35 protein-coding genes and 1 tRNA gene are annotated in these 26,443 nt (G+C 39.6%); 25 read left to right on the top strand and 11 right to left on the bottom strand.

Features of this window, described 5'->3' with window-relative positions:
• Window positions 1–49 precede the first annotated feature (49 nt).
• The 10 genes from miaB to BM015_RS02600 all read left to right on the top strand — a co-directional run bounded on the left by miaB (window position 50) and on the right by BM015_RS02600 (window position 6,291).
• Window positions 50–1,477, top strand: coding sequence for a tRNA (N6-isopentenyl adenosine(37)-C2)-methylthiotransferase MiaB (miaB, locus tag BM015_RS02645; RefSeq protein ID WP_090654210.1), 1,428 nt, complete (start codon window positions 50–52; stop codon window positions 1,475–1,477).
• Complete coding sequence (locus tag BM015_RS02640; RefSeq protein ID WP_090654207.1) at window positions 1,474–1,788, top strand: nucleotidyltransferase family protein; 315 nt, start codon at window positions 1,474–1,476, stop codon at window positions 1,786–1,788. The genes miaB and BM015_RS02640 overlap by 4 nt, the downstream gene beginning before the upstream one ends.
• On the top strand, window positions 1,778–2,008 hold the full coding sequence (locus BM015_RS02635; RefSeq protein WP_090654205.1) for a hypothetical protein: 231 nt from the start codon (window positions 1,778–1,780) through the stop codon (window positions 2,006–2,008). The genes BM015_RS02640 and BM015_RS02635 overlap by 11 nt, the downstream gene beginning before the upstream one ends.
• Window positions 2,009–2,011: 3 nt before the next feature.
• Entirely contained in the window at window positions 2,012–2,122 is a 111-nt protein-coding gene (locus tag BM015_RS22035) for a HepT-like ribonuclease domain-containing protein (RefSeq protein WP_394333755.1), read from the top strand.
• A 2-nt stretch (window positions 2,123–2,124) separates the two neighbouring features.
• Window positions 2,125–3,402: a sigma-54 interaction domain-containing protein gene (locus tag BM015_RS02625; protein WP_090654200.1), complete on the top strand. Its 1,278-nt coding sequence runs from the start codon at window positions 2,125–2,127 to the stop codon at window positions 3,400–3,402.
• Window positions 3,395–3,952 (top strand): LPS assembly lipoprotein LptE, encoded by a 558-nt coding sequence (gene lptE, locus BM015_RS02620; protein ID WP_245751178.1) that lies wholly within the window; start codon window positions 3,395–3,397, stop codon window positions 3,950–3,952. The genes BM015_RS02625 and lptE overlap by 8 nt, the downstream gene beginning before the upstream one ends.
• Window positions 3,953–3,988: 36 nt before the next feature.
• Window positions 3,989–4,918, top strand: coding sequence for a hypothetical protein (locus tag BM015_RS02615; protein WP_090654195.1), 930 nt, complete (start codon window positions 3,989–3,991; stop codon window positions 4,916–4,918).
• 2 nt (window positions 4,919–4,920) lie between these two features.
• On the top strand, window positions 4,921–5,277 hold the full coding sequence (gene secG, locus BM015_RS02610) for a preprotein translocase subunit SecG (protein ID WP_090654193.1): 357 nt from the start codon (window positions 4,921–4,923) through the stop codon (window positions 5,275–5,277).
• A gap of 14 nt (window positions 5,278–5,291) precedes the next feature.
• Window positions 5,292–5,362, top strand: a tRNA-Gln gene (locus BM015_RS02605).
• Window positions 5,363–5,619: 257 nt separating this feature from the next.
• Window positions 5,620–6,291, top strand: a complete 672-nt coding sequence (locus BM015_RS02600; RefSeq protein WP_090654191.1) for a ferredoxin reductase domain-containing protein — start codon at window positions 5,620–5,622, stop codon at window positions 6,289–6,291.
• Between the two features lie 154 nt (window positions 6,292–6,445).
• Here BM015_RS02600 and BM015_RS02595 read toward each other — a convergent pair whose 3' ends face one another.
• Window positions 6,446–6,820: a YccF domain-containing protein gene (locus tag BM015_RS02595; protein ID WP_090654189.1), complete on the bottom strand. Its 375-nt coding sequence runs from the start codon at window positions 6,818–6,820 to the stop codon at window positions 6,446–6,448.
• A gap of 49 nt (window positions 6,821–6,869) precedes the next feature.
• Between BM015_RS02595 and BM015_RS02590 the strand changes: the two genes are divergently transcribed.
• Both BM015_RS02590 and BM015_RS02585 read left to right on the top strand, forming a co-directional pair.
• Window positions 6,870–7,742, top strand: coding sequence for a phosphatidate cytidylyltransferase (locus tag BM015_RS02590; protein ID WP_090654187.1), 873 nt, complete (start codon window positions 6,870–6,872; stop codon window positions 7,740–7,742).
• A gap of 83 nt (window positions 7,743–7,825) precedes the next feature.
• Window positions 7,826–8,494 (top strand): phosphatidylserine decarboxylase family protein, encoded by a 669-nt coding sequence (locus BM015_RS02585; RefSeq protein WP_090654185.1) that lies wholly within the window; start codon window positions 7,826–7,828, stop codon window positions 8,492–8,494.
• Here the strand turns inward: BM015_RS02585 and BM015_RS02580 are convergent.
• Genes BM015_RS02580 through BM015_RS02565 form a run of 4 tightly spaced genes read right to left on the bottom strand, consistent with a single transcriptional unit; the run spans window position 8,478 to window position 10,249 of the window.
• Entirely contained in the window at window positions 8,478–8,954 is a 477-nt protein-coding gene (locus BM015_RS02580; RefSeq protein ID WP_090654183.1) for a GAF domain-containing protein, read from the bottom strand. The two genes, BM015_RS02585 and BM015_RS02580, sit on opposite strands and share 17 nt — an antisense overlap.
• A 2-nt stretch (window positions 8,955–8,956) precedes the next feature.
• Window positions 8,957–9,313 (bottom strand): DUF5615 family PIN-like protein, encoded by a 357-nt coding sequence (locus tag BM015_RS02575; protein WP_090654181.1) that lies wholly within the window; start codon window positions 9,311–9,313, stop codon window positions 8,957–8,959.
• Complete coding sequence (locus BM015_RS02570) at window positions 9,310–9,534, bottom strand: DUF433 domain-containing protein (protein WP_090654179.1); 225 nt, start codon at window positions 9,532–9,534, stop codon at window positions 9,310–9,312. The genes BM015_RS02575 and BM015_RS02570 overlap by 4 nt, the downstream gene beginning before the upstream one ends.
• Window positions 9,535–9,553: 19 nt before the next feature.
• Window positions 9,554–10,249 (bottom strand): YjjG family noncanonical pyrimidine nucleotidase, encoded by a 696-nt coding sequence (locus BM015_RS02565; RefSeq protein WP_090654177.1) that lies wholly within the window; start codon window positions 10,247–10,249, stop codon window positions 9,554–9,556.
• Window positions 10,250–10,384: 135 nt separating this feature from the next.
• Between BM015_RS02565 and BM015_RS02560 the strand changes: the two genes are divergently transcribed.
• Window positions 10,385–11,083: an SDR family oxidoreductase gene (locus tag BM015_RS02560; protein WP_090654175.1), complete on the top strand. Its 699-nt coding sequence runs from the start codon at window positions 10,385–10,387 to the stop codon at window positions 11,081–11,083.
• 123 nt (window positions 11,084–11,206) lie between these two features.
• Here BM015_RS02560 and BM015_RS02555 read toward each other — a convergent pair whose 3' ends face one another.
• From BM015_RS02555 to BM015_RS02545, 3 genes are all read right to left on the bottom strand, one after another.
• The gene (locus BM015_RS02555) at window positions 11,207–12,352 is read right to left on the bottom strand and encodes an acyl-CoA dehydrogenase family protein (protein WP_090654173.1); all 1,146 of its coding nucleotides are present in this window, start codon (window positions 12,350–12,352) and stop codon (window positions 11,207–11,209) included.
• A gap of 75 nt (window positions 12,353–12,427) precedes the next feature.
• Window positions 12,428–13,147 (bottom strand): ComEA family DNA-binding protein, encoded by a 720-nt coding sequence (locus BM015_RS02550; RefSeq protein WP_090654171.1) that lies wholly within the window; start codon window positions 13,145–13,147, stop codon window positions 12,428–12,430.
• 17 nt (window positions 13,148–13,164) lie between these two features.
• Entirely contained in the window at window positions 13,165–13,938 is a 774-nt protein-coding gene (locus BM015_RS02545; protein WP_245751176.1) for an MBL fold metallo-hydrolase, read from the bottom strand.
• A 178-nt stretch (window positions 13,939–14,116) separates the two neighbouring features.
• Here BM015_RS02545 and atpB point away from each other — a divergent pair, with 178 nt between their 5' ends.
• The 7 genes from atpB to BM015_RS02510 all read left to right on the top strand — a co-directional run bounded on the left by atpB (window position 14,117) and on the right by BM015_RS02510 (window position 19,687).
• Window positions 14,117–15,298 (top strand): F0F1 ATP synthase subunit A, encoded by a 1,182-nt coding sequence (atpB, locus tag BM015_RS02540; RefSeq protein WP_090654169.1) that lies wholly within the window; start codon window positions 14,117–14,119, stop codon window positions 15,296–15,298.
• 26 nt (window positions 15,299–15,324) lie between these two features.
• A complete protein-coding gene (atpE, locus tag BM015_RS02535; RefSeq protein ID WP_090654167.1) occupies window positions 15,325–15,570 on the top strand; it encodes an ATP synthase F0 subunit C in 246 nt (81 codons plus the stop codon).
• Between the two features lie 99 nt (window positions 15,571–15,669).
• Window positions 15,670–16,164 carry a F0F1 ATP synthase subunit B gene (atpF, locus tag BM015_RS02530; RefSeq protein WP_090654165.1) on the top strand — a complete coding sequence of 165 codons (495 nt, stop codon included), beginning with the start codon at window positions 15,670–15,672 and terminating at the stop codon, window positions 16,162–16,164.
• A 70-nt stretch (window positions 16,165–16,234) separates the two neighbouring features.
• On the top strand, window positions 16,235–16,801 hold the full coding sequence (gene atpH / locus BM015_RS02525; protein WP_090654163.1) for an ATP synthase F1 subunit delta: 567 nt from the start codon (window positions 16,235–16,237) through the stop codon (window positions 16,799–16,801).
• 107 nt (window positions 16,802–16,908) lie between these two features.
• A complete protein-coding gene (gene atpA / locus BM015_RS02520) occupies window positions 16,909–18,486 on the top strand; it encodes a F0F1 ATP synthase subunit alpha (protein WP_090654161.1) in 1,578 nt (525 codons plus the stop codon).
• Window positions 18,487–18,599: 113 nt separating this feature from the next.
• On the top strand, window positions 18,600–19,397 hold the full coding sequence (gene surE / locus BM015_RS02515; RefSeq protein ID WP_090654159.1) for a 5'/3'-nucleotidase SurE: 798 nt from the start codon (window positions 18,600–18,602) through the stop codon (window positions 19,395–19,397).
• Window positions 19,394–19,687 carry a hypothetical protein gene (locus BM015_RS02510; protein ID WP_090654157.1) on the top strand — a complete coding sequence of 98 codons (294 nt, stop codon included), beginning with the start codon at window positions 19,394–19,396 and terminating at the stop codon, window positions 19,685–19,687. Before surE ends, BM015_RS02510 begins: the two co-directional genes overlap by 4 nt.
• A 256-nt stretch (window positions 19,688–19,943) precedes the next feature.
• Here the strand turns inward: BM015_RS02510 and BM015_RS02505 are convergent, their stop codons facing one another.
• Window positions 19,944–20,501 carry a UbiX family flavin prenyltransferase gene (locus BM015_RS02505; RefSeq protein ID WP_218148415.1) on the bottom strand — a complete coding sequence of 186 codons (558 nt, stop codon included), beginning with the start codon at window positions 20,499–20,501 and terminating at the stop codon, window positions 19,944–19,946.
• A 250-nt stretch (window positions 20,502–20,751) separates the two neighbouring features.
• Here BM015_RS02505 and BM015_RS02500 point away from each other — a divergent pair, with 250 nt between their 5' ends.
• The 5 genes from BM015_RS02500 (at window position 20,752) to BM015_RS02480 (ending at window position 25,119) form a co-directional block, all read left to right on the top strand.
• On the top strand, window positions 20,752–21,615 hold the full coding sequence (locus BM015_RS02500; RefSeq protein WP_090654152.1) for a MotA/TolQ/ExbB proton channel family protein: 864 nt from the start codon (window positions 20,752–20,754) through the stop codon (window positions 21,613–21,615).
• 69 nt (window positions 21,616–21,684) lie between these two features.
• Window positions 21,685–22,365: an ExbD/TolR family protein gene (locus BM015_RS02495; protein ID WP_090654150.1), complete on the top strand. Its 681-nt coding sequence runs from the start codon at window positions 21,685–21,687 to the stop codon at window positions 22,363–22,365.
• A 26-nt stretch (window positions 22,366–22,391) separates the two neighbouring features.
• Complete coding sequence (locus tag BM015_RS02490; RefSeq protein WP_090654148.1) at window positions 22,392–22,934, top strand: ExbD/TolR family protein; 543 nt, start codon at window positions 22,392–22,394, stop codon at window positions 22,932–22,934.
• Window positions 22,935–22,986: 52 nt separating this feature from the next.
• A complete protein-coding gene (locus tag BM015_RS02485; protein ID WP_090654146.1) occupies window positions 22,987–23,808 on the top strand; it encodes an energy transducer TonB in 822 nt (273 codons plus the stop codon).
• A gap of 135 nt (window positions 23,809–23,943) precedes the next feature.
• Window positions 23,944–25,119 (top strand): hypothetical protein, encoded by a 1,176-nt coding sequence (locus tag BM015_RS02480; protein WP_090654144.1) that lies wholly within the window; start codon window positions 23,944–23,946, stop codon window positions 25,117–25,119.
• On the opposite strand, the gene BM015_RS02475 is transcribed toward BM015_RS02480, so the two are convergent.
• Together BM015_RS02475 and mscL are read right to left on the bottom strand one after the other, a co-directional pair.
• Entirely contained in the window at window positions 25,120–25,911 is a 792-nt protein-coding gene (locus BM015_RS02475) for a segregation and condensation protein A (RefSeq protein WP_245751173.1), read from the bottom strand. It lies immediately after the preceding gene.
• Window positions 25,912–26,016: 105 nt separating this feature from the next.
• Window positions 26,017–26,406 (bottom strand): large-conductance mechanosensitive channel protein MscL, encoded by a 390-nt coding sequence (mscL, locus tag BM015_RS02470; RefSeq protein ID WP_090654140.1) that lies wholly within the window; start codon window positions 26,404–26,406, stop codon window positions 26,017–26,019.
• Window positions 26,407–26,443 lie beyond the last annotated feature (37 nt).

The following is a 26,443-nucleotide window of genomic DNA, read 5'->3' as shown; positions in this document are numbered from 1 at the left end:
GCTGCCATTCTGTCTTAAATCATTAGCTTTGCAAGCTAATTTTTTATACATGCAGGATCTGGTTGCGAATAAAGTACATGATGAAACACGGCAAGGTGAGGCTTTTGCGCCTTTTGCCAACGATGAAAATCAATACAACAAAAAATTTTATATAGAAAGTTATGGTTGCCAGATGAATTTCAGCGACAGCGAAATTGTGGCTTCCATTTTACAAAATGAAGGTTTTGGCGCAACGAGAAATTACGAAGAAGCCGATTTGGTGCTGCTGAATACCTGTTCCATTCGCGAAAAAGCAGAACAAACCGTTCGTAAGCGGTTAACGGAATTCAGGAAGATTAAAGATTCCCGTCCCGGTTTACTGGTTGGCGTGCTGGGTTGTATGGCAGAAAGGCTGAAATCTAAATTTTTGGAAGAAGAAAAGCTGGTTGATCTTGTAGTGGGGCCTGATGCATACAGAACATTACCTGTTTTGATTGAAGAGGCGGAAACCGGGCAAAAATCTGTGAACGTTTTATTGAGCCGCGAAGAAACCTATGCAGACATTTCTCCGGTAAGATTAGACACTAATGGTGTTACTGCATTTATTTCCATTATGCGCGGTTGTAATAATATGTGCAGCTTTTGCGTGGTGCCGTTTACCCGCGGCCGTGAACGCAGCCGCGACGTGCATTCCATCATCGCAGAAGCGCAAAATTTATTTGACAGGGGTTATAAAGAAGTAACGCTGCTGGGCCAGAATGTGGACAGCTATTATTGGATTGATGAAGTCAATGATGAAATTGTGACCTTTGGAAAATTACTGGAAAAGGTGGCATTGGTGAGCCCGGAATTGCGTGTACGCTTCAGCACATCGCATCCAAAAGATATTACAGATGAAGTGTTGCTTACCATGTCAAAATATGATAACATCTGCAACTATATTCACCTGCCTTTGCAAAGCGGCAGCACCCGTGTATTGCAATTGATGAACCGCACTTATACAAGAGAATGGTATATGGCCAAAGTAAAACGCATCCGCGAAATAATTCCGGATTGCGGCATAAGCTCCGATATTATTACAGGTTTTTGCACTGAAACAGAAGAAGACCATACCGATACTCTAAGCATGATGGAAACCAGCGCTTACGATATGAGTTATATGTTTTTTTATTCTGAAAGGCCGGGCACGCTGGCTGCAAGAAGATATAAAGACGATGTGCCGGAAGAAGTGAAAAAAAGAAGGTTAAAGGAGGTGGTTGAATTGCAAAACAGGCTTTCTTACGAAAGCAATAAAAAAGATGTGGGTAAAACATTTAAAGTTTTAATTGAGGGCAACAGCAAAAAAAGCGATGCCGACTGGATGGGAAGGAATTCACAGAATAAAGTAATTGTTTTTCCAAAAGAAAATTACAATTATAAAAAAGGCGATTATGTTTTTGTGAAGGTGAACGATTTTACACAGGCAACATTAATTGGTGAAGTGGTAAAAGAATTATGAATTCAATAATCAAAAATAAATTATCAGACATTGTAAAAACCTGTGAGCAAATGCAGGTGAAAAGTTTGTATTTGTTTGGCTCTGGTGTTCGTGATGATTTTAATAATAAGAGTGACCTTGATTTTTTGTTTTCTTTTAAAAATGATAAGGATGGAAATCTTTTGCCGCCTTACTATGATTATTTTGACCTGATGTTTGGGCTAGAAAAAATTACAGGAAGAAAAGTTGATTTGGTGGCTGAAGAAAGAATTACAAATAAATATTTTTTGAATAGAATCAGCAACGAGAAAATAAAAATTTATGAATGCTGAAACTATAAAATTTTTATACGATATTCTTGATGGCATTTCGAAAATTCAATTTCATATTCAAAATATAAACTCATCTGTTGAATTTATAAATAATGTTACTGTTACAGATGCCGTAGAAAGAAGGCTCCCATTATTGGAGAGGCTTTATGGAAAGCATCAAAAATTGATAAATCAATTAATGTTTCTGATCAGAAAAACATCATATCTCTTCACCATATAATTTATTCACGAATATGATATGATAGATAAAGGCACATTATGGAGAATTATTCAAAATGATTTGCCGGTATTACAATCAGAAGTAGAACAAATTTTAAAAAGTTTAGAAGAATAATAATGGCAGAAATACAATCAATAAAGAACAGGTTTGGAATTACAGGTAATTCGTCGGCGCTCAATTATGCAATACAGGTTGCTATGCAGGTTGCATCAACAGACCTCAGCGTTTTAATTGTAGGCGAAAGCGGTGTAGGTAAAGAATCATTTTCTCAAATCATACATGCTTTATCGGCAAGAAAGCATAATGCTTTCATAGCCGTTAACTGCGGTGCCATTCCTGAAGGCACCATAGATTCAGAACTTTTTGGCCATGAAAAAGGCTCATTCACCGGCGCTGTTGACAGCCGTAAAGGTTATTTTGAAACTGTAAGCGGCGGCACAATTTTCTTAGATGAAATTGGTGAAATGCCACTCGGTACGCAGGCCCGTTTGCTGCGTGTGCTGGAAACCGGTGAGTTTATCCGTGTTGGGTCATCCAAAGTGCAGAAAACAGATGTGCGTGTAATTGCGGCCACCAATAAAGATTTATACACGGCGGCGCATAATGGCAAATTCAGGGAAGATTTATATTACCGTTTGAGCACAGTGCCCATTCGCGTTCCCGCTTTGAAGGACAGGAAAGAAGATATTGTTTTATTATTCAGAAAATTTGTGGTTGATTTTGCCGAACGTTATAAGACCACACCGGTACAGTTAGACGACGAGGCGAAAACCATGTTAATTAACTACAACTGGCCGGGCAATGTGCGGGAATTGAAGAATATTGCGGAGCAGTTATCGGTTTTAAGTACAAACCAATTGATAACCGCAACCGACCTGCAGCGTTTTTTGCCTGAGAAGAACATAAACCGCCTGCCGGTTTTGGCGCAATCGCAGCAGGCAAACGGCGAGTTTAATAATGAGCGCGAGATATTGTACAAGCTGTTTTTTGATATGAAGAAGGACGTTACGGAACTTAAGAAAATGTTTCTTGAAATCCTGAAAAATCCTTCATTGGCTGGAAGCGCAGCAAATTATACCGCAGAATCTTTGCAGAGAGATTTTTCTTTAAATGGTAATGAATATGCAGCCCCTGTATTGGCTGGCAATTCACAGGCAGCAGCTTTACCGGTAAATATGCAGCAGCCTAACCAGGCTGTTATTCTTCCGCATAAAAATGAAATTCATGAGCATGAGGAAGTGGAGGAATCGCTGAACATTATGGATAAAGAAAAAGAACTGATAATAAAAGCGCTAAAGAAACATCGCGGTAAAAGAAAAGATGCCGCATTAGATTTGGGCATTAGTGAAAGAACACTTTACAGAAAGCTGAAAGAATATGATATTAATGAATAAACGGTCAACGGTTAACGGTCAACAGTCAACCGTCAACAGACGGCGGTTTTCAGGCTATGGTCTATTGACTATTGTCTGTGGCCTTTTGCTTCTCCCTTCCTGCGGCATTTATACCTTCCGGGATGTTTCTATCGACTATTCAAAATTTAAAACCGTTAAAGTTGGGTTTTTAGAAAATAAGGCGCGTTATGTAAACCCGCAGTTAAGCCCGAAGCTAACCGATAACCTCAAGCAAAAAATAAATAATTATACAAAGCTCGCACTTGTAAATGGTGATGATGCCAGCTATATAATTACCGGTTATGTTAGCCGGTATGATGTTTCATTGTCGGCCATCAGTAACCAAACTTCTGCCGGCAACAGGTTAACTGTTGCAGCTAATATTACCGTATTGAATACAGTAGACAATAAGACGGATAATTTTACCGTAAGCCGCGATTTCGATTTCTCGGCCACACAATCTTTGCAACAGGCTGAAGGCCAGTTGCTGGATGATATAATTACGCAGTTGACAGACCAGATATTCAACCATATTTTTTCAAACTGGTAGAGAATAGTATTTTCACCGTACAAACAATAATGCTGAATGGCTTTACCGGCAGAAAATATTTTACAGGCTTTATTTAATAAACCCGCAGTTAATGTTACTGAAGATCAGTTAAGACAATTAACGGCTGATGAGCCTTACTACGGCACAGCATATTTTCTGCTTGCTGATAAGCTGTATCGTGCAAAGCAGCATGGTTATGAACATGCTTTGCAAAAAGCCGCGTTACATTTTTCCGATGAATTATTATTGCACTATAACCTGAATATCACTGAAGAGCAGGCTTCGAAAACCGCACAGCCTGTAACTGACGAAAAGGAGGGATTGCCTGTTGTAAAAGAAGAGGATTTAATTGTCGTGCAGCCTTTATCAGCCATGCAACCGGAAATTGTAAAAGAAGATATATCTGTTACAGGGGAGAATGATGCAGCGATTGAGGAAGCAGAAGAATTTACCCAACCGCCCGGTGAAGAGGATTTTCCGGAAGATGGGCCTGTGAGCGATCTGGCAGAAGATGAAATTATTAATGATAAACTAAGCAGTCTTTTACAGCAGCAGGCGGCGGCTTTTGAGAAGCCGGTTGAAGAACCTGTAATGGAGGTGCCGATAGAAACCATGCCGCTGCATCGGGTTGATTATTTTGAGTCGCAGGGCATAAAACTGGATGAAGAAAAGCCAAATGATAAACTTAGCAAGCAGCTAAGGCGCTTTACAGACTGGCTCAAACAAATGAAAAGCATTAATCCTTCCCCAACAGAGCTGCGAAGCGATGAGGCAGGGGAGCAGCATGTGCAGCATATTGCACAGCACTCCAATGATGCTGAGGAGGTGGTAACCGAAACTATGGCAGAAGTTCTGGTGAAGCAGGGCAAGCCCCAGCAGGCAATAAATATTTATGAAAAATTAAGTTTTATTAATCCCTCCAAATCCGCTTACTTTGCGGCAAAAATTAAGGAACTAAAAGGTTAATAATGGCGCTCATTCTGTTTATTCTTATTGTTTTGGTGTGTATAGTGCTGGGCCTGATCATATTGATCCAGAATCCCAAAGGCGGTGGTTTAAGTGGTTCTATAGCTGGGTTTAACAGCCAGTTTATGGGCGTAAAACAAACCAACGATATATTGGATAAAGGCACATGGATATTTGCTTCTGCACTTGCCGTATTGAGCATTGTATCTGTTTTATTGGTTTCTAATGTTTCCGGCAGCGGCAGTAACTCATTGCAGGATATAAATACTTCAACTGTTCCAACGCAGCAGGCGCCTGCCAATTCACAGCAGCAACAGGCTCCTTCAACCTTGCAATTACCTGCAGACAGTAATAAATAATTAATTAAAATAATTGCCCGATAGTATAAGGGTAGTACATCAGATTTTGGTTCTGAGTGTCTTGGTTCGAATCCAGGTCGGGCAACAAACGCCTCGCATATAATGCGGGGCCGTTTTATTTTATAGCGAGGCGAACTTTTGTTTGCATGAGCTAAAAATAAAACGGCCATAAGCCGCTGCAAGCGGCGGAGGCGTTTGGGTAATATAAAGCGGAGCCGGATCATGGCGTGAAGTGCAATAATCCAGGTTGGGCAACAAACGCCTCGCATAAAATGCGGGGGCCGTTTTATTTTATAGCACAACAAGCTTTGTAATTTGGTACATTAGCGGGAAAAGCTTTTTATGGAAAATAATTACATCGTTACAGTAACAGAAATTATCCCGAGAACACATAATGTAAAAACTTTCAGGGTTACAAAACCTGAAGGTTTTGAGTTTACTCCAGGCCAGGCTGTTGATTTGAGCCTGAATGAAGAAGGCTGGAAAGACAATAAACATCCCTTTACATTTACCTGCCTGCCGGATGATGATTTTTTAGAGTTTACAATAAAACTGTACGACAATCCTGAAGGTTTGACCAATAAACTTAAAACCATTTCGCCTGGGGCTGAATTTGAAATAAGCAGCGCCTGGGGCGCTATAGAATATAAAGGCGAAGGCGTTTTTATAGCTGGTGGTGCAGGCGTTACACCTTTTATTGCCATATTCAGGCATTTAAAACAGCAACATGAACTTGGGAATAATCTGCTGATATTTTCCAATAAAACAGAAGCGGATATTATTTTAAAAGATGAATTTAGTGGGATGCTTGATGGAAGGTTTATGAATGTTATCACCAGTCAGCCAGGCACCAAATATTATGATAAGCGGATTGACAAATCTTTTTTGCGGAATACAATCCAAAACTTTAATCAGCATTTTTATGTGTGCGGGCCCGATGAGTTTACCAAAAATATACTGGATGCATTGGCCGCACTTGGAGCTAATGCAGAAACATTGGTTTTTGAAAAATAGGTTTGCGTTAAGAAACTTCTGTGTTCAAATTTTAAACGGTTTCAGTAAGGCTGAAGCACTGTATTGCTGCCATAAAAATATGCAGTACAAGGGAGTGACACAACCGTGATGCCACAATGTATCAACTGCCGGTTTCAAAAAAATACTCCGATTGTTACGCAGCAACAATATCTTTTCCAAAAGGCATGAGGGTTAGTTCAACGAGTTTTAAATGCTGCCTGCCAAAAGGTATGCCTATAACGGTTATAAAAAGTAATATTGCAAAAACAAGGTGCATGCACGCTGTGTAAAGGCCGCCGGTAACGATCCAGAGGATATTGAATAAAAGTGAAAGGCAGCCGCCGGAAGAAGAGGTGGTAACTACTTTTTTTCCAAAAGGCATGAGCGTGAAGATGCCTATTTTGAAACATTGAATACCAAACGGAATGCCGATGATGGTGATACAGAAAACAAAGCCCATAACAAAATATCCAAGTGCGGAAATAAAGCCGCCGAAGATTAACCAGATTAAATTTCCTAAAAGGTTCATGGCTTAAAAATAAAAACAGATTAATTTATTTTCACCGATTATTACACGTATGGCATTTAACGTGCAAACATTTAAAACCAGGGCGCTTACCTCTCTTGTATTTGTAGCAGTAATGCTATGCGGGCTGCTAATAAACCACTGGACGTTTTTTATTCTTTTTTCAATCGTACATTTTGGCTGCTGGAAAGAGTTTAAGGCAATAGCCGATAAAATTGCGCCTGAATATAAATCCATTTCTTTCATGCATCATTATGGTGTGGTGCTGGCAGGCTGGGGCTTTATGCTGTGGATGACGAACTATGCTTATGCAATAGGGCCTTTGCAGCTTAGCGAAATTGGCTGGTATTTAATGTTGCTGACCGTAATAACCCTGCCCTTGATTGAAATTTTACTAAGCCACAATTTTAACCTGAAGCCTTTGTTTATTTCGATAGGGGGGCTGCTGTATATTTCTTTTAGTTGCGGCTGCATGATAGACCTGCGTTCCGAAGGCATGATATTCGGCAGCTTTTTTGGTCTTGATATGGGCCTTGTTTTGCCGCTGGTATTGATTATTACATTGTGGATAAACGATACCATGGCTTATCTCGTTGGTTCCGCAGTTGGCAAAACACCGCTTACTGCTATATCTCCCAAAAAAACATGGGAAGGCACTATAGGCGGCATCGTATTGGCCGTTGTAACCATTACAGCTTTCGGTCATCTTTTTTTTAATGCTGATATTTTACAACTGGCTATTATTTCAACATTGATTTGTGTAACCGGCATTTTTGGAGACTTATTTGAAAGCGGTTTAAAACGTAAGGCCGGTATAAAAGACAGCGGTAATATATTGCCCGGCCACGGTGGGTTTCTCGACAGGTTTGATTCGCTTTTATTTGCAACCGTTTTCGTGTGGCTGTATGTGAAACTTTTCCTCTGATTTGCTCATAGTTTCCGGTTGACGGTCAACAGTCCACGGTTAACAGTCAACGACACTGTTTATATTTGCAGTCAATTTTTGTTATGACCATTCACCGTGAAGGATACAGGATTATTGGAGTAAGCGCTTTATTACTTGTTTTAATTAACATACTTTTCTTTTATTTTTTTTCAGACAATTTTGAATGGATTGCATTCATCATCCTTTTTTTGAGTTTTGTATTTTTCTTTTTTATTGTTTTTTTCTTTCGCATTCCCAACCGGGCGTTTACATTTTCCGAAACAAAAATTGTTGCACCTGCCGATGGAAAGGTCGTAGTAATTGAACAGGTAAATAACACCGAATATTTCAATGACAGCCGCATACAGGTAAGCATTTTTATGAGCCCTGTAAATGTGCATGTAAACCGTGTACCGGTTGATGGCACGGTAGTTTATAATCATTATCATAAAGGGAAATACCTGGTGGCCTGGCATCCAAAGTCTTCTGTATTAAATGAACGGCACAGCATTGTGCTGGAGAATGCCAACGGAACTATTTTAGTAAAACAAATTGCCGGTGCTTTGGCCAAACGTATATGCAATTATGCAACGCCAGGTAAAGTGTTTAAACAAGGCGATGAATTTGGGTTTATAAAATTCGGCAGCCGTGTAGATCTGTTGCTTCCCCTGGATGCTGTTATTGAAGTGGAGCCCGGCCAGGTTGTAAAAAGCGGCGTTTCGGTTATTGCTTCGTTTAGTCAAAAGCAATAAGCTTAACTATCTGTTCAAGATAAATTGCATCTGTTTCATCAAAGTGGTTGAGTAATTCGCTGTCAACATCTAACACAGCAATCACCTTACTGTTCTTAAATGCAGGTATCACAATTTCCGATCTTGATAAACTGCTGCAGGCAATATGCCCCGGAAATTTTTCAACGTCTTCCACAATAATTGTTTTTGCCTGCTCCCAGCTTGTGCCGCAAACGCCTTTGCCTTTTTTGATTCTTGTGCAGGCAACCGGCCCCTGGAAAGGGCCAACAACCAGTTCATTATTTTTTACAATATAAAAGCCAACCCAAAACCATTTGAACTGTTCTTTTAATGCAGCCGCTACATTGGCAAGGTTTGCCGTTACATCTGTTTCACCTTCAATCAGGCCTTTTATTTGCGGAATTAAAGATTGGTATTGCTCTGCTTTTGTGCCTTGAATTACGTGTAAATCTTCTGCCATAATTATTTTCTTATCCTGAGTTTGCTATCATCTAATACACTGAAATTGTCAATTAATTCTTCGTAGTGTTCATTCATTACTTTTAATACTGTTCTGGCTTTTTCAAGTGACTTTGCATTAACCATTCTTACTAATAAAATACCTTTATGAAAAAATTGGAAGCGAAAAACCAGTTCTCCAAAATCTTTATCTTCTGTTATTAATAATGCGTTTTTATTAATCGCTATATTAAGAACTTTTTCATCTGATATGGATGGCGTTTCATCAATAACTGCATAAATCGTAAAATCGTTAGCTCTAAGTTCGCTCACAATGGCATAGTCAACACTTTCGTCAATAACTATATTAGGTTTGCTCACACTGCCAATACTTTTTCATGCTTAATGCTTTCTGCTGCAAATAACAGACATGCTTGTAAATCGTTCAGTGTTATTTTTGGATAAGCTTTCAATAATTCATCATTTGAATAGCCACCTGCCATTTTTTCTAATAAGAGTTCAACTGGAATGCGAGTATTTCTTATCACGGGTTTACCAAATAAAACTGCAGGATCTGTAGTAATATAATCTTTCCAGTTCATATCTTCTGTTTCTATAAAATTAAAAAATATTTTCCAACTCTTTCAAATGGTAAATTGTATATGTTGGCTGCACATCTGTTTCAGCGTTTATGTGGTTCACAAATATTGTATCCAAACCCGCAGCCATTGCACCTTTAATATCGGCTTCAATATTATCACCAATCATTATGCTCTCCTTAACATCTGCATTGGTTGCACGTAATGCAAACTCAAAAATTTCTTTCTGCGGTTTTAAACTGCCGCATTTTTCAGATGTAATTACTTCTTTAAAATAGCCTGTAAGATTGCTGTGTTTTAATTTACTGTGCTGCACACTGTCAAATCCATTTGTTATTAAATGCAGCACATATTTTTTTTGTGTTAGATACTCTAAAATTTCAGTTGTGTAGGGAAACAATTTTTTCCTGTTAGGCAATCCTTCAAGAAATTGAGCCGACATATCTTTTGCCAACACTTCATCTGCCAGTTTAAAATCAAGCAGCGTTAACCAAATACGTTTCCAGCGCAGTTCATCCTGCTTTATATAACCTTTTGTATAGCGGTCCCAAAGCCTTGTATTATGAAAAGAATAACGGTTGAAAAATTCATCAAAATCCTCAATACCTTTTTCGTGTAATGCATGCTGCGTGTGCAGTGCCTGAAAAGTTTCTTTCGCATTTGCTTCAAAGTCCCAAAGCGTATGGTCAAGATCAAAAAATAAATGTTTATATGTCATTATAATTGCTTCGCGATTTTAGATTTGTAGTATGTTGCCAACTGTAGCAATGCTATGAAGCATGGTTGTGTCACTCCCTTATACAGTTGTTGCAATGAGCGGCAAAGCTACATTCCTGTAAATAAATTCAATGTTATGAACGTGATAATTACCGGCGCATCAAAGGGATTGGGTGAAGCATTTGCAGAAAAATTTGCAGCAGCAGGCCATCATCTTTTTTTATGTGCAAGAAATGAGGCGCTTTTAACTGAAACCAAAAACCGGTTGCTCGAAAAATATGCTAACTGTTCAATAGATGTTTTAGCTGCAGACATTAGTAAGAAAGAAAATGCAATAGCATTTGGAAATTTTTGTTTGCAGTTTGGCACTCCACAAATTTTGATTAATAATGCCGGCAGTTTTTTGCCCGGCAATATTCATGAAGAAAAAGATGGAACTTTTGAGGCCATGATTGATACAAACCTCAGCAGCGCTTATCATTTAACCAGGGCTGTTTTGCCCGCCATGATGCAGGCAAAACGTGGCCACATTTTTAATATGTGTTCCATTGCGTCGCTGGCAGCATATAAAAATGGAGGCAGCTACAGCATCAGCAAATTTGCTTTGCTTGGCTTTAGTAAAAACCTGCGCGAAGAATTAAAACCCTATAACATAAAAGTAACTGCAGTTATGCCCGGCGCTGTTTATACTGATAGCTGGAGCAGCAGCGGCGTAAACCCTGAAAGGCTTATGCAGGTTGACGATGTTGCTAATATGGTGTATGCAGCATCGCTGCTTTCGCCACAGGCCTGTGTGGAAGAAATTATTATGCGGCCACAGTTGGGAGATTTATAGAAGTTTTAAAAACCAGGAAACTGCAGAACAACTTATATGTGTTTTAAAAAGTAAAGTGATTTTCATTAAAATAAAACAGGCGGGGTAAACACCCCGCCTCTATGAAAAAGTCCCTCAACTTATTCAAAATTTATTCAGCGTTTCTCTTGCAATAACAATCTTTTGTATCTCAGATGTGCCTTCGCCAATTGTGCAAAGTTTGGCATCGCGGTAAAACTTTTCAACCGGAAATTCTTTTGTATAACCATTGCCACCAAATATTTGCACCGCTTCATTAGCAACTTTTACGGCCACTTCGCTGGCATAATATTTTGCCATTGCGGCTTCTCTTGTAACTTTTTTGTGCTGGTCTTTTAAAGAACAGGCACGCATAATTAAAAGCTCGGCGGCATCAATCTCAGTTGTCATATCGGCAATCTTAAAACTTATGCCCTGGAAATTAGAAATGGGTTGATCGAACTGGCGCCGCTCTTTACTATATTTTGCTGCAGCTTCAAAAGCTCCTTTGGCAATGCCTAATGACAGGCAGGCAATGGAAATTCTTCCGCCATCCAATACCTGCATAGATTGTTTGAAGCCATCACCAACTTCGCCCAGCCGGTTTTCATCAGGAATAATACAATTATCAAATACCATTTCGGCAGTTTCGCTGGCGCGCATGCCAAGTTTATTTTCTTTCTTTCCCGCTGAAAAGCCGGGCGTTCCGCGCTCTACAACAAATGCAGTTGCATTATTTCTTGCCCGGGGTTCACCTGTTCTTGCAACTACAACGGCAACATTGCCGCTCTTGCCATGCGTTATCCACGATTTGGTTCCGTTCAGCGCCCAGTTATTGCCTTCTTTTTTTGCCGTGCATTGCATATTGCCCGCATCACTGCCGGTGTTTGCTTCTGTTAAACCCCAGGCGCCAATCCACTCTCCCGAAGCAAGTCGCGGTAAATACTTTTGCTTCTGGTCTTCATTACCAAATAAAAGGATGTGATTGGTGCAAAGTGAATTATGCGCTGCGAGGCTTAAACCTATGGAACCGCACACTTTTGATATTTCTTCTATTACTACTTTATATGCTGCATACCCAAAACCTGAACCCCCATATTCTTCCGGTACTAAAACGCCCATCAGTCCAAGCTCTCCCATTTTGTGAAATATGTGTGCCGGAAATTCCTGGGCCTCATCCCATTGCATTACATAGGGTTTAATATGCAGGTTAGCAAAATCCCTGGCAATTACACAAACTTGTTCTGTTATTTCTTCTTTTACAGCATACATAAAACTAACGATTGTTAGTGTAAAGCTATGGGATAGAATTTATTTGCTCAAAATATTTTTTATACAAATCGTTTTTTACTCTTTTATATAGAGGTAAGGTTTTATTACCTGGAAAACGCTATCGCTTAAACCATAAGTTTTCGCAACCTGGTCAACAGACTTGAAACCACCCATGCTTGTCCTGAATTTTACAATGCGGTTGGCCAGTACATCGCCTATTCCGGGAAAGGCTTTCCAGTCTTCAACGGAAGCCGAGTTGATCTCCGTTTTCTTTAGTTGGTTGAATGCGTAAGATGGTTTTGGTTTTTCACCTGGCTGCGAATTTCCGGAAGAAGTAATGGTTGGCTTGTTCTCCGGTGCAATGCGCACGTAAGGAATAATTCTGTCTGCATCTGCTTTTGCAAGGCTGTATATTTTGCGGAGGTCTTCCGGCTTCCTGAAATGGCCGCCTTTGCTGCGGTAATTGATAATAGTATGCGCTGTTTTAGGGGAGAGGCCAAGCCTTACAAATCCATCTTCGCTTAAAGTATTTGGATCAAAATAAAATAATTTTAACTGTATAGAATCGGCGCCTGCTGTATCTGCATAACTGGCTGCATAAAAAGGCTGGGTGTTTTCCTGCCTGTACTTGTCTAATTCAGCCTGCAATGCTGTATTCACATGAATATTCAGTTTTTTTGAAGGTAAAAAACAGGGCAGTATTATAATTATTACAAGGAGGCCCAATAGTATAAAAGCGGCATTCCTGTCTCGCCTGCTGAAGACAAACCATTCTTTTAAGGGATTTTTTTTCATTGGAGTTATTTGTTGGGTTATATAATAAGTGTTAGGTTGTCATAAGCGAGGTGAATGCCCGGCGGTAAAGTTTTTTCAACATCTTCGTGTTTGCCAAGCTGGTGACTAATGTGCGTAAAATATGCTTTTGGTATTGCTAATTCTTCTGTTAGTTTTATAGCCTCGCTTAGGGTAAAATGAGAAATATGCTGTTCCTTTCTAAGGGCGTTTACCACAAGTACATCCGAACCTTTTATGAGTGTTTTTACTTCGTTGTCAATTTTGTTTGCGTCTGTAATGTAGGTAAATTTTCCAAATTTATATCCAAAAACAGGCATTTTATGGTGCCACACTGTAAAAGGCTGTATTGGGATATCGCCTATTTCAAAGGCGCTTTCATCAATGGTATAAAGGTTTATTTGCGGAACGCCCGGGTATTTTTTATCAGCAAACGCATAAGCAAATTCCCGCATAAGGGCTTCTGCCGTTAGCGAATTGGCATAAACATCCATGGGTTTATGCTGAAAAAAATTATAAGCCCGCACGTCATCAAGCCCCGCGGTATGATCTTTATGCGGATGGGTAAAAAGAACAGCATCCAATTTGGTATTATGGATGCGTAACATCTGGTAACGGAAATCGGGCGTGGTGTCCACAGCAATGGTTGTTGTGGCAGATTCCACCAAAATACTGCTGCGCAGGCGTTTGTCTCTGGAATTAGTTGAAGTGCAAACGGGGCAGGTGCACCCAATCATGGGAATACCTGTGCTGGTGCCGGTGCCGAGAAATGTGATTTTTAATGAAAGGCTCACATGGCAAATCTAACACAACTGCGATAAGTGAAGTTTATATGGTAGATAATTTCATGTGCATATAGTGCAGTAAAGGTGTGTTTACGACAATATATTTTCTTTATTTTTTTACTTTTCCAAACTCGTTTCATTATTTAGATGCATACCTGTATATTTGCGCAAAATTTCGGGGCCGTATATGACCTTAAAATGCGTAAAATCTTTACTGGTAGCGGGTTTCAGCCTTTTTTTCCTGGCTTTTTCAATTTCCACTTTTGCTCAGGAAAAACCAACTGAAACGGGTGATAATGTTAAGAAAGAAGAAAAAAATGACTTCGATGCCAATGAAGTTATTTTTGGGCACATTTTAGATGCGCATGAATTTCACTTTTTCTCTTACGAAGGCAGCGATGGCGAGGAGCACGAAGCTGCAATTCCCCTGCCTGTTATTCTTTATTCAAAACAAAAAGGACTGGATGTATTCATGTTTTCGCAGTTTCATCATGGCGAAGCAGAATATGATGGCTATAAACTGATTACTGCAGAAATGCTGAAAGAAGAAAATTTGCCTGAGGGCAAATATCATGAAGGGCAGATAGTTGCAGTTGATGCAAACGGGCAAATTGATGAAAGCGTTAAACTGTACGATTTCTCCATTACACGTTATGTAGTGCAGATGATAATTTCCGTGTTGTTATTAACTTGGATAATGGTTTCAATTGCTAACCGCTATAAAAAAGGACATGGTGTTGTCTCAGCCCCCAAGGGCAAGCAAAGCCTTATGGAGCCGGTGATACTTTTTATTGTGGATGAAGTGGCAAAACCCTGTCTTGGCGAAAAGAATTATCGCAAATACCTTCCTTTCCTGCTTACGGTTTTCTTTTTTATCCTTATAAATAATTTATTGGGCTTAATTCCCGGAAGTGCAAACGTTACAGGTAATATAGCCTTTACGCTTGTGCTGGCTTTAATAGCTTTTGTGGCAATTCTTTTCAGCACCAATAAGCACTACTGGGGGCATATTTTCAACCCGCCGGTGCCTGCTTTTGTGAAACCTATTTTAATGCTCGTGGAATTTTTAGGCGTGTTTATCAAGCCAATGGCATTAATGATACGTTTGTTTGCAAACATGGTGGCAGGCCACATTCTTGTAATATGCCTTATTTCGCTTATTTTCATCTTTGCCGGGCTTGGTGCGGCAGCAGGATGGGGAGCCTCTCCACTATCAGTAGCATTTACAATTTTTATCTATTTCATTGAAATACTCGTTGCTTTCCTTCAGGCTTATATTTTTGTTTTCCTTTCTGCTGTATTTATCGGGCAGGCTTTTGAGGGCGGCCACAATGATGTAGATCATCATGAAGATGCAGTAATCGTTTAAATTTTTAATCAATATAAACTACAATTATGGATTTAATGAATGTTATTTTACTTGAGGCTACAGCAAATGCCGGCGGCGCCATCGGTGCAGGTTTAGCAGCTATTGGTGCAGGCATTGGTATTGGTCAGATTGGTAAAGGTGCCGTTGAATCAATTGCACGCCAGCCCGAAGCTTCAAACGACATCCGTGCAAACATGATCCTTACTGCTGCGTTGGTGGAAGGTGTTGCTCTGTTCGGCGTTATCGTTGGCTTCTTAGCTATGATCCTCTAATAATAATTACTGCATTGTTTGGTTTAAGTAATGCAGTTTTTTTAAACAATGAGCAATGCCCGGTTTTTAATTGGGCTGTATCAATATTAAATTGAGTTTATGCAATTACTCACCCCCAGTTTAGGATTAATATTTTGGACGCTCCTGGCTTTCCTGGTGGTATTCTTTATCTTGGCAAAATTTGCCTGGCCGGCTATCATTAATGGTTTGCGCGAACGTGAAAAAACCATTGCAGACTCCCTGGCTTCCGCTGAAAATATTAAGGCGGAAATGTCGAAGATGAAAAGTGAAAACGAAGCGCTTTTGGTGCAGGCCCGTGAAGAAAGGGCCGGCATGCTCAAGGATGCCAAGAACACTGCCGACAAAATGGTTGCTGATGCAAAGGAAAAGGCAAAAGCGGAATACGATAAAATCCTGGCTGATGCGCAGGCTGCTATCAACCAACAAAAAAATGCGGTATTAACCGATCTGAAAAACCAGGTTGGCTCGCTGGTAATTGAAGTAGCTGAAAAAGTGTTGCGCCAGGAACTGAATGACAAAACCAAGCAGGAAAATTATATTAAGCAATTAACAGACGAAGTAAAACTGAATTAAAGAATGGCTGCGGGCTTAAGCTGTGAGCACAAACTCGTAGCGAAAAGCTGAAAGCTGAAAGCTGAAAAAAATGCCTAATCCACGTTTAGCTACAAGATATGCAAAGAGTTTGGTTGATCTTTCCATTGAAAGAAATCAACTGGAAGCAGTGTATGCGGATATGCAGTTCTTGCAGCAGGTTACTAAAGCAAGCCGTGATTTTGTAAATCTCCTGCGCAGCCCTATCGTGCCGGCGGATAAAAAGCAATCCATCATTGATGCAATTGTAAAAAACAAAATATCTGCCTTAACAGAAGCTTTCATAAAATTGCTGATAAATAAAGGCCGCGAAGGCGATATGCCCGAAATTGTAACTGCATTTATTGATCAATACAATGCAATTAAAGGCATTCATAAGGTGAAATTAACTACGGCAACGCCTGTAAGCAATGAATTGAAGAATGCAATTATTGCTAAAGTTAAAAGAGAGGCTAACCTGGAAAATATAGAGCTGGAGGCAAAAGTGGATGAAGCACTCATTGGCGGTTTTGTGCTTGAGTTTAATAATAACCTGGTTGATGCTTCCGTGTTAAGGGACTTGAAAGACATAAGCAAGCAGTTTAAAGAAAGAAACGTATTTGTCCAGAATATAAGATAGCCTGTTTGGCTTTGGTTAAAGGATAAATGGTTGGAAGATTTAAATAATAATTTTAAAGTTTGATAGATTATCTTCAAACTGAAAACTACAAACTATAAACTTTTTGTATGGTTGAAATAAAACCTGATGAAATATCAGCGATACTAAGACAGCAGTTAAGCAATTTTAATGCTGGCGCTGATTTGGAAGAAGTTGGAACCGTATTGCAGGTGGGTGATGGTATTGCCCGCATTTATGGTTTAAACAATGTGCGCAGCGGTGAGCTGGTTGAGTTTGAAAATGGTGTAAAAGCTATTGCACTTAACCTGGAAGAAGACAATGTGGGCGTGGTATTAATGGGCGAATCCGGCGACATCAGGGAAGGTGGTAAAGTAAAACGCACCGGCAAAATTGCATCTATTAAAGTAGGTGAAGGTTTGGTTGGCCGCGTAATTAATACATTGGGGGAACCAATTGATGGTAAAGGACCGATAACAGGCGATTTGTATGAAATGCCTTTGGAACGTAAAGCACCGGGCGTTATTTACCGTGAACCTGTAAAAGAACCTTTGCAAACTGGTATCAAAGCGATAGATGCAATGATTCCTATCGGCCGCGGCCAGCGCGAACTGGTAATCGGTGACCGACAGACAGGTAAAACTGCTATCTGCATTGATACGATTATTAACCAGAAAGAATTTTACCAGGCAGGAAAACCGGTATATTGTATATATGTTGCCATCGGCCAGAAAGCATCAACCATAGCCGGTATTATGAAAACGCTGGAAGACAATGGCGCCATGGCCTATACAACCATTGTTGCTGCTTCTGCATCAGATCCTGCGCCGCAACAGTTCTATGCTCCGTTTGCCGGTGCTGCCATTGGTGAATTTTTCCGCGATACCGGAAGACCTGCATTGATTATTTACGATGATTTATCTAAACAGGCAGTAGCTTACCGCGAAGTATCTTTATTGTTACGCCGTCCTCCTGGCCGCGAAGCTTATCCCGGCGATGTATTCTATTTGCATAGCCGTTTGCTGGAACGCGCAGCAAAAGTTATCAGCAATGATAAAGTGGCAAGTGAAATGAATGATTTACCGGACAATATCAAACACCTTGTAAAAGGTGGTGGTTCTTTAACGGCTTTACCAATCATTGAAACACAGGCAGGCGATGTATCTGCTTATATTCCTACGAATGTAATTTCTATTACCGACGGACAGATATTCCTGGAAGGTAACCTGTTTAACTCCGGTATCCGCCCGGCTATTAACGTAGGTATTTCTGTAAGCCGTGTAGGTGGTAATGCACAGATCAAATCCATGAAAAAAGTGGCTGGTACATTAAAGCTTGACCAGGCACAATACCGCGAGCTGGAAGCTTTTTCTAAATTTGGCGGCGACCTGGATGCTGCAACCAAGCTGGTAATTGATAAAGGTGCCCGCAACGTGGAAATATTAAAGCAGCCCCAGTTTTCTCCTTTCCCGGTTGAAAAACAGGTAGCAATTATATATCTCGGAACACAGGGCTTATTGCAGGGTGTTGCTGTTAAGAATGTGAAAGCATTTGAAGATCATTTCTTAATGGAAATGGAAAATAAATTGCCGCATGTTTTGGCAGAATTTAAGAAAGGTAATTTACCCGAAGATGGTATAAAAGAAATGGTGGAGCTGGCGAAAGGTTTAGTTCCTCAGTATAAATAAATACCTCTTTATAATAATAGTAAACAGCCCTGGAGTTTCCGGGGCTGTTTTGCTTTGATGGCTTAAACTTTAAGCATTCAAACCTTAAACATATTTTATCTTGCACATCTTTTATGGCAAAAGCAAAAAACTCAAAAAAAGAAAAGCCGGTTATTCTTATTACGAACGATGATGGTATTACAGCTCCCGGTATAAAGGCTCTTACGGACGCTGTTAAAGATCTTGGAAAAGTAGTTGTTGTAGCTCCCGATAAACCGCAAAGCGGCATGGGGCATGCTATTACCATTGGCCAACCCCTCCGCCTGACTGCCGTGGAAACGTTTGGTGATATAGAAGCATATCAATGCAGCGGCACACCGGTAGATTGCGTAAAACTTGCTGTAGATAAAGTATTGCACCGTAAGCCGGATATATGCTTAAGCGGTATTAACCACGGCGCCAATCATTCCATTAATGTAATTTATTCGGGTACTATGAGTGCGGCGCTTGAAGCCTCTATTGAGAGTATTCCAAGCATAGGCTTTTCTTTATTGGATTATAGTATTGAAGCAGATTTTGCGGGCGCTGCCTATTACGCAAACCTACTGGTTAAACAAATTATAAGTAAAAAAATTGATAAGCATCTTTGTTTAAATGTAAACATACCTATTGCCCCAAAAGAATTGCTTAAAGGCTTGAAAGTCTGCCGCCAGGCATATGCGAAATACGAGGAGCGTTTTGATGAAAGGCACGATCCCAGTGGACGAAAATATTATTGGCTAACCGGCGAATTTCAAAATTTTGATAAGGGAAAAGATACCGATGTATGGGCATTGGAAAATAATTATGTAAGCGTTGTGCCCGTTCAGTTTGATCTTACCAATTATACATTGAAAACTAAATTGCAAAAAGTGTTAACCCAAAAGCATTGAAAAGAGATTCGCTTTTATTAGGAATTATTCTTGGTATTATTGCGCCCATTTTTGGGCTGTTTGCTTATTATTTATGGAAGCTTTATCCAACTTATACCATTGCTGATTTTATTCATGTTATCGGGCTGCAAAAAACCATTTTATCCGCAATAGCCACTTTTGCGCTTTTTGCCAACGTGGTATTACTTACTGTATATCTCAATATGCGCTGTGACCAAACGGCAAAAGGCATTTTTATTATTTCATGCATTTATTCAATAGCAGCTATTGTAACAAAATTGTTCTTATAGGCTGTATTCCGGTTCCGGTTTTAAGTGATGACATAATATATAATATGATGCTGCGCTTTACTCATCTTAGGTGAGTTCGGGATAAGGAAACGAGGTACACATCATTTCGACGACAGGAGAAATCTCCCGAATAGCCAACCATTAAAAAATCATGAAACCTCTTCTGTCGCAGAGGATGACTCACCTTCATAATAACCCGAACAACTTTATATTCAAAATAAGTCAGACTTCTTATCCCGAACTCATGTTAATCTTGCTATTCTCCCCACCGAAAACTTTTCGATTGCAGGCCTGCAAGGTCAATAAGCCGGTTAACTACGGTTAAAGCAACTTCCTCAATTGTTGTTGGGTTACTGTAAAACGACGGTGTTGCCGGGCAAATGATGCCGCCGGCAAGTGTTACCAGTTCCATATTTTTTATATGGATGAGATTATAGGGCGTATCGCGAACGGCAAGAATAAGTTTACGTTTTTCTTTTAGCATTACATCTGCAGCACGTGTTACCAGGTCATCGCTTACACCGGAAGCAATACGGCCTAGTGTTCCCATACTGCAGGGCACTACAATCATAATATTATATTGTGCAGATCCCGATGCAAAGGGTGCGGAAAAATCGTATTTATCATAGTATTGTACGGGGTAATTTTTATAATCTTCATTGTGTAATTCAGCCTGCCATATTTTTTTTGCATTATCACTTATTACAACAGCTATTTGTTCGCATTGCCCTTCTAACCTGACTAAATTATCCAACAGGAGCTTTGCATAAATAGCACCGCTGGCCCCTGTTATTGCTACTACGATTTTATTCATTGCCATTAACAAATTTACAGTTTAGTGGTTGTAATAATATATGAATTAGCTATTGGCATTTATGGCCGGAGAAATGCATCTCAGAAAAAAAATAAAAATAAAATTGGGAAAAGTTGGTGCTTTAAAGAATTTAACTAATTTACAACCCCATTTGAAAGCACATTATAGTGATTGCTTGAGCAATGTGTGATCAAAAATTTTTAAGTAAAAAACGAAAAACAAAAGTTTAAAAATTAAAATCAATTTTGTTATGGCTGAAACAAGACCGACTGCTACGGCAGCAGCAAAGAGCGCTACTTCAGTGCAACCCAAAAGATCTCGTAACTCTATTTCATGGCTTGCACCCCTTACCTGTCTTATTCTTGGGTATGTACTCTGGCGCTTTGTGATAGGGAGCGACTCAAATTTTACACAACCGGATAAAAGCGGTGGTTTCTGGCCAGATCATCAAGGTCCTACCACTCCATTATCCCGTATGTACCTGGGAGGTATTATTGTGCCGATTTTAATAGGATGCTTTTTAACAGTAGTAACTTTTGTGATAGAAAGATTGCTTACCGTTACAAAAGCAAAAGGTACCGGCAATATTTCTGAATTTATCCGCACTGTGCAATACAATCTTGCAAACAAAGATGTAGATAAAGCTATTGCAGCATGCGATAAGCAGAAAGGTTCAGTAGGTAATGTAATGAAAGCCGGCCTGCGTAAGTATAAAGAAATGATCACTAATACTGAATTAACCACAGAACAAAAAGTATTAAACATTCAAAAAGAAGTAGAAGAAGCAACAGCACTTGAATTGCCTATGCTGGAAAAAAATCTTGTGTTTCTTTCAACTCTTGCTTCTGTTGCAACGTTGGTGGGTTTGTTAGGAACGGTAATTGGTATGATCCGTTCATTCGCTTCGCTGGCTGAAACCGGTGGTGCAGATGCCTCATCTCACTTATCACAAGGTATTTCTGAAGCCTTGTATAATACAGCTTTAGGTATTGGTACCTCTGCAGTTGCCATCATTATGTATAACGTATTTACTACAAGGATTGATGCTATTACTTATGGTATTGACGAGTCTGGTTTTACTTTAACACAAAGTTTTGCATCAAATTATAAATAAGCGGTAAGAAGGTTTATGGAATTCTTTTTCAAAAGCATCTTACACTTATACTAAAATAAATTTTATAAAATGGCAAGACCGAAAATTGCAAGGAAGAGCACAATCGTGGACATGACGGCGATGTGTGATGTGGCATTTTTGCTTTTAGCTTTCTTTATTTTAACAACAAAGCCAAAGCCTTCTGAAGCTGTGCCCATTTCAACACCAACGTCTGTTGCCAATAAGTTTGTGCCTGATAAAAATGCTGTAATGATATCCCTGGATAAGGATGGAAAAGTTTATTTGTCGGTAAGCGATAATGCTGAAGACAGGACCAAGAAACAAACCATGATCCAGGATATTAACCAGCGAAACAATCTTGGCCTTACAAATGATGAAGTGGACAGGCTGGTTAGTCAGCCCTTTATAGGCGTTCCTTTTTCTCAGCTCAAGGCACAGGCAAAGTTGAGTAACGAGCAGATTACTGCCAAAAACCTGCCTTCCGGTATTCCGGCACAGGATAGTTCCAACAACCAGATGATTGAATGGATAAGGGCAGCCAAGGTAGCTTATCAGGGATCAAAAATGGATTTGATTTTGAAGGGAGATAATGTGGCTAAATACCCTGTATTTAAAAACATTCTTACCGCCTTTAAAAAGAATGATGAATTTAAATTCCAGATGGTTACAAACCCTTCTGGTGTTCCGGAAGGCACCGACCTCTATAGATTGAATATGAGCAAGAAGGATGCTGGTGGAACTGCAGAATAATAATCTTTAACGAAAATATTTGTGTTATGGCAGAAATGGATACTTCGGGCGGCGGTGGCCATAAAAAAGGCCCCGGCGTCAAAAAGGGTAAAAAACTTTCCACAAGGGTTGATTTAACACCTATGGTCGACCTTGGTTTTTTGTTGATCACATTCTTTGTATTTACAACAACTATCAGCCAGCCTACGGCCATGCGCCTTGCTTTGCCTGATGATAAAGTAAAAGAGGAAGATCAGAATAAAATCAAACAGTCCGGTGCGTTAACAATTCTTCTGGGAAAGGATAATAATATTTTTTATTATGAAGGTGAGTTGGCTCCGGATGCTTCCAATTTCAAATCTTCTAACTTCAAGGATATCCGCAAAGTAATAATAGATAAAAAGCAACAGGCGGATACAAATCTTGTGGTGGTAATAAAACCGAACGACGAGAGTACGTATAAAAATTTTATCGATATTCTGGATGAAATGAGCATCAATGTTGTTAAGCGTTATGCTGTTGTAGATATTTCCCCGGTGGAAGACAGGTATGTACGAATTACAGAAGGGGAAGCTCCGCCTGAGCAATAATTTATGGAAATTGAGCGCATTGAGCATCTAAAGAATTAAACTTTATTAGTAAATGGAAGCAAATAAAATATTAAACGCCGATATTCTGGACATCCTTTTCGATGGAAGGAATAAAGCTTATGGTGCTTACGAATTAAGAAAGAGCTATAACAAGCGTATGGTAAGTGCACTTATCACCATGCTTGCTGTATGCGTTATTGTCTTCATTGGTTCGGCAATAGCCAAAAAAATTGATGAAGGTAAGCCCAAGCAAATGGAGGTAAAAGATGTGGTGTTGGAAGACATTAAGACGCCGGAGAAAAAGGATGAACCACCTCCGCCACCGCCACCGCCAAAAGAACCGCCTAAAGTGCAGGTTACTAAATTTACTCCTCCTAAAATTGTAAAGGACGAAGAAGTAAAACCAGAGGAAAAGCCACCTGAACAGGAAAAGCTTGAGGATACTAAGATCGGGGCTTTTAACCAGGAAGGTATTAAGTCTGATGTGGTTGAAGCGCCTGTAGAAAAAGGAACAGGTAAAGTAGAAGCCCCCAAGGTTGCTACAGAAGATTATGATAAAGAGTTTACCAGTGTGCAGGTGGAAGCTAAGTTTCCCGGCGACTGGAGTAAATATCTTACACGTAATTTAAACAGCCAGGTTCCTGCAGATAATGGAGCGCCTCCGGGCAGGTATACTGTTACCGTTTCTTTCCTCGTGGCAAAGGATGGTAATATTTCTGAAGTAAAGGCACTTAATGATCCGGGTTATGGTTGTGGTGATGAAGCAGTACGTGTAATTAAGAAAGGGCCTAAATGGCAACCCGCCATTCAGAATGGACGCAATGTTATTTATCGCCAAAAACAAAACATTGTATTCGTGGTTCAGGATCAATAGTATTAATGCAATTTCTTATAATAAAGAAGGCCGCCTGGGAAGGCGGCCTTCTTTATGCAAATAACATCGCATGCATATCTTCGGTGTTTTTTAAATCCCTCAAAACTCCTCTTTTGTTTTTATTACATTCGCATTATGCAATTAATTGAAGTTAATACTGCAGGAACAGCCAATGATTTCATTAAGATAAATGTACTTCTGAACAGGAATAACCCTAATTATATACGCCCTTTAGATAATGAAGTGAGCGATGTTTTTGATTCTTCAAAAAATAGATCCTTTAAATATGGGGAAGCAAAGCGCTGGATTTTAAAAAATGGTAATAAACTTATTGGCCGCATTGCAGCTTTCACTAATAAAAAATATATAAATAAGGGGACTGAATTTGCAACCGGAGGTATCGGTTTTTTTGATTGCATCAATGATGGTAATGCTGCAAAAATTTTATTAGATGCAGCCAAAGAATGGCTTCAAAATAAAGGGATGGAAGCCATGGACGGACCAATAAATTTTGGTGACCGCGACAAATGGTGGGGACTAATGACAGAAGGGTTTGACAGACCGCCAATTTATGGTATGTCTTACAATCCGCCTTACTATGAAGAACTTTTTGAAAATTATGGTTTCAAAAATTATTATAATCAGTATTATTATGCTATGAGCGTTAAGGATAAACTTCCGGACCGCTTTCCTGAGCGTTATGCCAAATTCAAAAATAAGCCCGGTTATGCAGCACGCCACATCAGCATAAAAAACCTTGAAAAGCATGCGCACGAATTTGCAACAGTATATAATGCTGCCTGGGCGCAGCATGGCGAGGCTAAAGAAATTGCGGCCAAAGATGTTATGAAGCTTTTTAATAAGATGAAGGCAGTGATGGATGAACGCCTTATATGGTTTGCTTATTATAAGGATGAACCCATTGCCATGTGGATTAATATCCCTGACCTTAATGAATATTTTAAGCATTTTAACGGCAAGCTTGGCTTAATTGAAAAGCTGCGCTTATTATGGATGAAGCGAAATAACAAATGCCGCATATTTACAGGCGTGGCATTTGGAATTGTACCTAAATTCCAGGCATTGGGCATCGACTCCTTCATGATCTATGAAGCCAGTTTATTAATTCAGCCAAATGATTGGTACGACCGCTATGAAATGGGCTGGGCCGGAGATTGGAACCCTAAGATGATAAACATTTATAAAAGTCTTGGCGCTGTTCAAAGTCGCCGCATGGTCACTTACCGTTATATTTTTGATGAAAATAAACACCCGTTTGAAAGGCACCCGGTAATGGAATATAAAAGTTGATCAGGAAGCAGGTTCTTCCGCCGGTTGAATAACTGGTTCTTCTTTTCTTTCCTCATTCCACTCCAATATAAAATTATTGCGGCCTTCGCCGGTAAGTATATTCATATAATTCTGCTGTGCCAGTTCAAGCATGGAAAGAAAAAGGAAAATAGCGTGAATGCGGTTTTCACAAACTTCAAAGACCTTTTCAAACGAAACTGTTTTTTGTTTTTCAACCAGGCCGAGCATAAAGGCCCGGCTTTCTTCAATAGTATAATTATAGCGGATTACAGTATGAACAGGTTTGTTATTGCGTTCGTTCATGCGTTTTACCACACGTTCAAACGCTTTCATCAGCCTGAATAAGGTAATGGTTTGAATTTCGGTGCCGTCTGCAGCTTCTTCACCCACCAGCGAAAGTTCTCGTTGCAGGTTGCCGCGTTTCATCATCAGCATTCGGGTGGCTTCCATTTCAGCCATTTGTGCGGCAGCCTCTTTAAACTTTTTGTATTCAAGAATTTTGTCAATCAGCTCCTGGCGTGGATCAATTTCCTTGCCTTCAGCATCCAGCTCTTTTCGCGGCAGCAACATCTTTGCCTTAATGCGCATCAATGTTGATACAAACAAAATGAATTCACTGCTTAGCTCAATATTCAGTTTATCCTGATGATGTATATAATCAAGAAAATCTTTGGTTATTTTACTGATGGGGATATTATAAATATCAATTTCATCACGCTCAATAAAAAATAACAACAGGTCGAAAGGCCCTTCAAACTGCGGTAATTTTATTTGATAATTTTCCGTATTCACAATAATACTTTATAAATAAAAAACTGTGTAAACTGCCGCAATGTAATCAGAGAATGAAACAATGCGAAAGCAAGTTTTACACAGTTTATCAGGCAGAAAATCCTGTTATGCTTTTTTCTTCAACTCATCACGAATTTCCATCAACAACTGGTCGGTAGAGGAAGGTGCAGGTGGTGCTGCCGGTGCTACCTCTTCTTTTCTTTTACTAGCATTTATACCTTTAATAATAAGAAATAATGCAAATGCAATAATGATAAATGAGATTACCTGAGAAAGAAAATTACCATATTTGATTGCTGTGCCCGGAATAACAAGTTCACTGAGATTACTAAGATTAGCGGCCTTTAAGGCAGGTGTAAGAATGGCCGGCGTAATGATATCGTCCACAAGGGAACTAACGATCTTTCCAAACGCTCCGCCAATTACTACTGCAACAGCAAGGTCAACTACATTGCCCTTTACAGCAAAGTCTTTAAATTCTTTTAAAAATCCCATAAATTTATTTTTTGGGTTAACAATATATTGTGAATGT

The sequence above is a fragment of the Parafilimonas terrae genome (assembly GCF_900115755.1).
Taxonomy (GTDB): Bacteria; Bacteroidota; Bacteroidia; order Chitinophagales; family Chitinophagaceae; genus Parafilimonas; species Parafilimonas terrae.
Note: the sequence above shows the minus strand (reverse complement) of the source record. Positions and strands in the feature narration are given on the sequence as shown.